This window comes from Photorhabdus tasmaniensis (assembly GCF_011189505.1).
Lineage (GTDB): Bacteria > Pseudomonadota > Gammaproteobacteria > Enterobacterales > Enterobacteriaceae > Photorhabdus > Photorhabdus tasmaniensis.
In genome coordinates this window covers 1-446 of record NZ_PUJU01000222.1, presented here as the reverse complement: position 1 = coordinate 446, position 446 = coordinate 1, and the positions used below count along the sequence as shown (strand labels likewise).

2 tRNA genes and 1 rRNA gene are annotated in these 446 nt (G+C 53.1%); all 3 read left to right on the top strand.

What is annotated here, in order from left to right:
* A 16S ribosomal RNA gene (locus C5471_RS23660) occupies positions 1-79 on the top strand; the annotation flags it as partial.
* 69 nt (positions 80-148) lie between these two features.
* Positions 149-225 (top strand) — tRNA-Ile (locus C5471_RS23655).
* Between the two features lie 107 nt (positions 226-332).
* Positions 333-408: transfer RNA gene (locus tag C5471_RS23650), tRNA-Ala, on the top strand.
* Positions 409-446: the final 38 nt, after the last annotated feature.

Here is a 446-nt window from a genome sequence, read left to right as displayed (position 1 = left end):
GACCACTTTGTGATTCATGACTGGGGTGAAGTCGTAACAAGGTAACCGTAGGGGAACCTGCGGTTGGATCACCTCCTTACCTGAGATGCAGTTGAGTGCAGTGCTCACACAGATTGTCTGATGAAAGAACAGAGTAAATTATCGTAACAGGCTTGTAGCTCAGGTGGTTAGAGCGCACCCCTGATAAGGGTGAGGTCGGTGGTTCAAGTCCACTCAGGCCTACCAGTTTTGCTTATCCCTGGGGGCTTCCCCCGCGCGTGAACCGCGTTGACCTTCCCGGCGCGCCAGGCGAATTGGCTGGTATTGATGACGATAATGCAGTGTCTCTGTATGGGGCTATAGCTCAGCTGGGAGAGCGCCTGCCTTGCACGCAGGAGGTCAGCGGTTCGATCCCGCTTAGCTCCACCATACTAAAATCATAGTTCAGAGTGTATTGGCGACAGTAT